This is a genomic window from Acinetobacter sp. YH18001, assembly GCF_013416975.1.
Lineage (GTDB): Bacteria > Pseudomonadota > Gammaproteobacteria > Pseudomonadales > Moraxellaceae > Acinetobacter > Acinetobacter pseudolwoffii.
Window position 1 is genome coordinate 108,299 of the sequence record NZ_VPEU01000005.1, and the last position, 6,956, is coordinate 115,254.

General features: G+C 41.7%; 5 protein-coding genes. 1 reads left to right on the top strand and 4 read right to left on the bottom strand.

What is annotated here, in order from left to right:
- The 3 genes from cyoA to ppsA all read right to left on the bottom strand — a co-directional run bounded on the left by cyoA (window position 1) and on the right by ppsA (window position 4,978).
- Window positions 1–1,104, bottom strand: coding sequence for a ubiquinol oxidase subunit II (gene cyoA, locus FTV48_RS03435; protein WP_005097235.1), 1,104 nt, complete (start codon window positions 1,102–1,104; stop codon window positions 1–3).
- A gap of 300 nt (window positions 1,105–1,404) precedes the next feature.
- Window positions 1,405–2,199 (bottom strand): RDD family protein, encoded by a 795-nt coding sequence (locus tag FTV48_RS03440; protein ID WP_179999412.1) that lies wholly within the window; start codon window positions 2,197–2,199, stop codon window positions 1,405–1,407.
- A gap of 400 nt (window positions 2,200–2,599) precedes the next feature.
- On the bottom strand, window positions 2,600–4,978 hold the full coding sequence (gene ppsA / locus FTV48_RS03445; RefSeq protein WP_005097232.1) for a phosphoenolpyruvate synthase: 2,379 nt from the start codon (window positions 4,976–4,978) through the stop codon (window positions 2,600–2,602).
- 154 nt (window positions 4,979–5,132) lie between these two features.
- On the opposite strand from ppsA, the gene FTV48_RS03450 reads away from it, so the two are divergent.
- Complete coding sequence (locus FTV48_RS03450) at window positions 5,133–5,969, top strand: pyruvate, water dikinase regulatory protein (protein WP_005097231.1); 837 nt, start codon at window positions 5,133–5,135, stop codon at window positions 5,967–5,969.
- A 233-nt stretch (window positions 5,970–6,202) separates the two neighbouring features.
- On the opposite strand, the gene FTV48_RS03455 is transcribed toward FTV48_RS03450, so the two are convergent.
- Window positions 6,203–6,766, bottom strand: a complete 564-nt coding sequence (locus FTV48_RS03455) for a hypothetical protein (RefSeq protein ID WP_005170508.1) — start codon at window positions 6,764–6,766, stop codon at window positions 6,203–6,205.
- Window positions 6,767–6,956 lie beyond the last annotated feature (190 nt).

Consider the following 6,956-nt stretch of genomic DNA (forward strand, 5'->3'; position numbering starts at 1 on the left):
TTATTCTCCTTGAGAAGCAGTCGCATGTTCACCTGCTACATGAGCTTCAGAAGCAGATGCTTCCTGAGCAACAGCATCAGTCGCTGCAGCTTCTACAGGAGCTGTATGATCAGCACCGTGGTAGTTACTCATATAGTTGTGAATCACAGATTCAAACAAACCAGACTCGACAGAAGAATAATAAGTCACAGGATGTGGCTGAGTCTTATATGGGCCTTCTGCTTGTGCAGTTTCAGCAAGTCGTTTCTCTAAATCTGTTCTTGCATTACGAACCATTGCATCAATTTGTTTTTGTGAACGGTTGCCGTCACGTAAGGTCGCAAATTCAGCTTGGTCTAAAACAGTTTTTTGAACTGCAACAGGATTTACTGAAGTACCATTACCTGATTGAACTGCAGCAACCCATTCAGCGAATTGAGCATCAGTCACAGAATGTGCACGGAAGCGCATTTGTGAGAAGCCATAGCCTGAATAGTTTGAAGAGAAACCACGATAACCTTCAGCTGGACTCGTTTCATCAGCTAAGAAGTTAAGGTGAGTTTGCATGCCTGCCATTGCATAAATCTGACCACTTAACGCCGGGATGAAGAAAGAGTTCATCGTGAAGTTAGACGTGATACGAAGGCTTACCGGAGTTTTCTCTGGGAAACGCAATTCGTTAATTGTTGCAATGTTTTGCTCAGGATAGATGAAGATCCATTTAAATTGTTCAGCAATAACTTGAACAGTTAATGGTGCTTTATCTGCTTCAATTGGACGGTATGGGTCATACTTGTGGGAACCCCACCAAGTTAACCAAGCTAAAATACCAATAATAATGACAGGAATACCCCATACCACAATTTCAATCGCAGTAGAGTGTGTCCATGTAGGTTTATAGTCTGCGTCTTTATTCGATGCACGATATTTCCAACCGAACCATAATGCCATGATGATTGATGGAATAACCACCAACAGCATTAAGTAAATCGCAGTCATCATCAGGTTACTTTGACCTGCTGCAACTGGACCTTTAGAGTTCAGAAGTACCATATCACCACCACACCCGGTCAAGAGTGCAGTCATCGCAGATAAAGACAATACAGCTAAAATCGTTTGTCTCATTTTACAACCTCGGTGAAGAGTCCCATTCCCTAATTTAATATGGGATAGCGATTAAAGTGCACATGACGAAAAAGGCTGATTTTTACAAAACATCCTATTAATCATAATACACCGCTACGTTGTAGGGCATTATGCCTGAGATTGACGAACTAAGCTATATCTAAAGCCGCTTTAAATGCCTGTAATAAAAACCGATTTTGTTGCTCGGGATTTAGGAATATTTATAGGAATTTTATTTCAATTTCAAAGTTATGTAAGAAAGAATGGGATGAATATCATCCCATTTTAAGTGATTCAAAATTATTGTTTTACCACTTGAGTTTTTGCCAGTTTATCGTGCAGGGTCTGACGTTTTTTACCCAATCCGAAGGCCCAGTCAATCATTAAACTCAAGGGCATGAAGATGATATTCAGAAATATAAAGAATACGCTACGAATGGTGAAGGCACGTAATAAGCTAACTTTCTCACCAGATTCAGCATCTACAATTTTGATTTTCGTCATTTTTTTGCCAATACTTTGCCCAGATTTGGCAATAAGGTAGGCTTGAATCACCAGCATGATCAGTAAATAGACCGCAGTTGCAATCCAGGCTTGTTGAGAAAACATCTCAAACATCTGGGTTTGCAGTTGCTGCGCCATGGTAGGATCAGCATCACTGTTGAGTATCACACTCATGAACTCTTGGTTCAATTCTGCAAAGCGGACTTCCTGTTCAGGGGTGAAGAATCCAGTCAGAATAAAAGTCGCTGGTAACCAGAGTAACACGTCTACAATTTTGGCCAGAATACGGCTGGGAATACTGGCAAGTGTATTTTTTTGCGTAGTTGCTTGGGTGCGTGGTTGCGTACCAGACACTGTTATAGGCGGGTTGTTCTGGAAAGGCGTGTCAGGTGTTGCGGTTGGTGCGACATAACCCTCAGGTTGATATACCGATTTTCCCTGGGTAAGCTCACCTAAAGCTTTCCACTCTGCCATGCCTTGATGCCATGCCAAATCAGTTAGCATGACTTGCTGATTGGCAAGCATTTGATTTAATTGCTCGAGCGTATATGGACCAGCTTGTTGATTGTTTCGTGCCAAGTAAATCTGCATATAGACTGAATCTCAATATATAAATTTGAACTGATAATAGGTTGAATTAAGATTGTATTGAATTCTATTTTGAAAACAAACACCATCTTATCGTTAAGATTATAGATAAATTGAGTATTTTCAATCCTATTTATGAAGAAAATGCTTCAAATCAAAAACAGTGTAACAAGGATCGGGTGGTTTGAGTGCATCATTCAACATATCCGATTCGCTTTAATTATTGCCCTTTAAAAATGATTTTACTGTTGGCATTTGTTTGTCATTACAATTTGAATGTGGAGAAACAAAATACAAAAACTTATATTTTTAAAACTTTCAGAAGAGCGTTTTGAAATATAAAAGAATATTCATCCCATAAAAAAAAGACCCTGCGAAAGGGTCTTTTTTTATTTAAAATCTATTATGCAGTTGCCACTTTTTCTTTAGCCAGGAAGAACCAGGTATCCAGGACTGAATCCGGGTTTAAAGATACAGACTCAATGCCTTGTTCCATGAGCCATTTCGCAAGATCAGGATGGTCTGAAGGACCTTGACCACAAATACCCACGTATTTGCCTGCACGGTGACATGCCTGGATTGCAAGAGCAAGAAGCGCTTTTACAGCAGGGTCACGTTCGTCGAACAAGTGCGATACGATACCAGAGTCACGGTCTAGACCAAGCGTTAGCTGGGTCAGGTCGTTTGAACCGATAGAGAAACCATCGAAGTGTTCAAGGAATTGATCGGCCAACAATGCGTTGGTTGGTAATTCACACATCATGATCACTTTAAGACCATTTTCACCACGTTTAAGACCGTTCAATTCCAATAACTCGATCACACGTTTTGCTTCAGCCACAGTACGCACAAATGGAATCATGATCTGTACATTGGTTAAGCCCATTTCATCACGAACTTTTTTCAATGCACGGCATTCAAGCTCGAAGCAGTCACGGAAGTTGTCAGACACGTAGCGGCTTGCACCACGGAAGCCCAGCATCGGGTTCTCTTCTTCTGGCTCGTACAACTTACCGCCGATCAAGTTTGCGTATTCATTTGACTTAAAGTCAGACATACGCACGATCACTGGTTTATCTGCAAATGCAGCAGCAAGAGTAGAGATACCTTCAACCAGTTTTTCTACATAGAACTCGATTGGAGAAGCATAACCAGCAGTACGCGCCATCACAGCAGCACGTGTTTCACGTGGCAAGCTGTCAATATTCAACAATGCTTTAGGATGCACACCGATCATACGGTTGATGATGAATTCTAAACGTGCAAGACCAATCCCTTCGTTTGGAATTTGCGCGAAGTCGAATGCACGATCCGGATTACCGACGTTCATCATGACTTTGAACGGAAGAGCAGGCATTGATTCGATCGAGTTGGTTTGGATTTCGAAATCCAGCGCACCTTCATAGATGAAGCCCGTATCACCTTCAGCGCAAGACACAGTCACTTCCTGACCGTCAACCAGTACTTCAGTGGCATTACCACAGCCTACAATCGCAGGAACACCAAGTTCACGTGCAATGATTGCAGCATGACAGGTACGACCACCACGGTTGGTAATAATCGCAGCAGCACGTTTCATCACTGGTTCCCAATCCGGGTCAGTCATGTCAGATACCAGCACGTCACCGTCTTGTACTTTGTCCATTTCTTTGATTGAAGTCACGATACGGACTTTACCAGAACCGATACGTTGACCGATTGAGCGACCTTCACAGATCACAGTACCACGTTGTTTGAGGAGATAGCGCTCCATGGTGCCGACATTTTCACGGCTTTTTACTGTTTCAGGGCGTGCCTGAACGATGTAGATTTTTCCATCATCGCCATCTTTTGCCCACTCGATGTCCATTGGAGAACCGTAGTGGTTTTCAATGATCAGCGCTTGTTTGGCAAGTTCTTGGAGTTCTTGGTCGTTTAGAGCGAACTGTTGACGCTCAGCTTTTTCTACATCTACGACAACCACTGATTTACCTGCAGAAGCTTCTTCACCATAAATCATCTTCTGGTGTTTAGAACCCAAGTTGCGGCGTAAAATCGCGTGTCGGCCTGCATTTAACAGCGGTTTAGAAATATAGAATTCGTCAGGGTTGACTGCACCTTGAACGACCATTTCACCCAAACCATAAGACGCGGTAATAAACACTGCATCACGGAAGCCTGATTCAGTGTCCAGGGTAAACATCACACCTGCAGCACCCGTTTCAGAGCGAACCATACGTTGGATCCCTGCTGAAAGGGCAACCACGTCATGCGCGAAGTTTTGATGGACACGATAAGAAATTGCGCGGTCATTATATAAAGATGCAAAAACTTCTTTGATCGCGATAAGCACGTTATCAATACCGCGAATATTCAAGAAAGTTTCTTGCTGTCCAGCAAAAGAAGCATCTGGTAAATCTTCTGCTGTCGCTGATGAACGAACGGCAACCGCGATATCAGGGTTGCCGTTAGAAAGTTCTGCAAATGCTGTACGAACTTCTTGTTCTAATTCAGAGGTAAGTGGAGTATCCACAATCCATTGGCGGATTTTTGCACCGGTTTCAGCAAGAGCATTCACATCATCCACATTTAGTGCTGCAAGCTCTGCATTAATTTTAGCGTTTAGGCCACTTTGCTCGAGAAATTCACGATATGCTTCAGCTGTAGTTGCAAAGCCACCTGGCACCGATACACCAGCATTGGATAAGTGGCTGATCATTTCGCCCAAGGATGAGTTTTTCCCACCCACGAGTTCAACGTCGTGCTTCCCTAATTTTTCCAGACCAATTACGCGCGCTTCCAAAGTTGTTACTCCACTTTTGCAGTATTAATCACTATCTTGGCATGAGAGTATAGCAAATCATCTAGGTTTTTGATTTTACTAAGCGACAGTCATGTAAGATCGGTTTACTATAAAGATTATATAGCACTAAGACAAATGGTGGAGGAGAATTTTAATGTCAGAAGGTAAACAAATTCAGCGTAGTGTTTTCTTTATCTCGGATGGCACGGCAATTACCGCTGAAACGCTTGGGCACTCACTATTAGCGCAGTTTCCAAATGTAAAGTTTGACATTCATATTATCCCTTATATTAGCTCTGAAGAAGCCGCAACCAGTGTGGTTGCAGAGATCAATGCGCGTGCTCTGCAAGACGGTGAAAAACCACTGGTTTTTGATACTTTAGTCGACCCTTATGTGCGGGAGATTATTAATACCGCAAATGCCGTAAATCTTGATGTATTTGAAGGGCTTATTAGTAAGTTGTCGGATGAGTTGCAGGTGTTGCCTACAACTTTAGTCGGTCAAACCCATGCGGTGACTGATACTGCCTCCTATAAAGCCCGTATCGATGCGGTACATTTTGCCTTGGACAATGATGATGGCGCGCGTACGCGTCATTATGATAAAGCCGATCTGATTCTGATTGGGGTGTCGCGTTCGGGTAAAACACCTACCTCCATTTATTTGTCTTTGCAATTTGGTATTCGGGTGGCCAACTATCCACTAACAGAAGAAGATCTGGACGATAATCGCTTGCCAGCGGTACTGCGTCCGCATAAAAACAAGCTGTTTGGTCTGATGATTGATGCAGACCGTCTCGTCGCGATTCGCACTGAACGTAAGGCCAATAGTCGTTATGCCAGCTTTAGCCAGTGCCAGATGGAGCTGCGTGCCATTGAAGGAATCTACATTTCGGAAGGAATCAAGTACCTGAATGTCTCTGAAATGTCGATTGAAGAAATCTCGACACGTGTCTTGCAAATGACGGGTTTAAAACGTCGAATTGGCTAAAAAGCCAAACAGAGCCAAACTTTGATTTGGCTCTGTTTTATAGCTAAAAAATACCAATAAGTGCTTATTTATAGAAATAATATATGATTTTTATAAATTTAAAAAATATCAAGTATCATAATTAAAAATACAAAAGAGCGTTATTTAATCAATTTGTTGAATAAGTACACTATTAATCCTGGGTGTAGAGTTCTAGATTTCATCAATTTTTCATGTTGAGTTCCCAACGTAGCTTATTCTTCTGCTAAATAAGTATGAATAATAATATCGACCTGATGCTGATCTCCATTGATACAGCAAATACTGTTTTCAGTAATTTTTAGGATTGGCCAGGTAATCAGCTGGCAATTTTCCCGCTGTAGCGCGGCATAATAATGATCTGACTTGAGATAGGTGTTAGGAGAAGATGCAAGATTTGGCATTAACTGGCGTCTTAGCCACAGGTTTTGTACCTGATTTTCCAGAAATCTGAGGGAAAGCAGACTCTTAATCCGGTTGTTAAATAGACGACGATTTTTACCAATTAAAGGATGATTAATAATGCGTTGCAGAATGCGGTCTGAACCTGGCAGCACAAAAGCAGGATTAATCTGAAAAACTTTCACCGAACCGGCATGTTGACTAATTTTATCCAGCTGGGTAACGGTAAACTGGTCTGTGCCAATAATTGCAATATCTTTGTTTGAATAATCCAGCTGCATAAGCTCGGAAGAAGCGATATTTATTCCGGTAAACAGCTGGAAATGTTCGGGATGATTTTCAAAAATGCCAGCGTGTAGATCTTGCTTGGTGGCCATTAGACTTCCTTGAATTTATTTAATAATTGATTTTCTTTGTCTTAGATATAAACAAAAACCAGAAGCAGGGTAAAGGAGAAAATTTAACTTAGACAGTCATCTATTTGACAGAAATACAGCGGCTTATTTTTTCTAAGTCAGGAGATATAAATATGATTAAAAAGCGGTGGTGTTAAGTAAGAGAGAAGAA

Bases quoted from the DNA above. Each gene is read 5' to 3' on its own strand.
- cyoA (WP_005097235.1), bottom strand. From the start codon at position 1,104: ATGAGACAAACGATTTTAGCTGTATTGTCTTTATCTGCGATGACTGCA.
- FTV48_RS03440 (WP_179999412.1), bottom strand. From the start codon at position 2,199: ATGCAGATTTACTTGGCACGAAACAATCAACAAGCTGGTCCATATACG.
- FTV48_RS03450 (WP_005097231.1), top strand. From the start codon at position 5,133: ATGTCAGAAGGTAAACAAATTCAGCGTAGTGTTTTCTTTATCTCGGAT.
- FTV48_RS03455 (WP_005170508.1), bottom strand. From the start codon at position 6,766: ATGGCCACCAAGCAAGATCTACACGCTGGCATTTTTGAAAATCATCCC.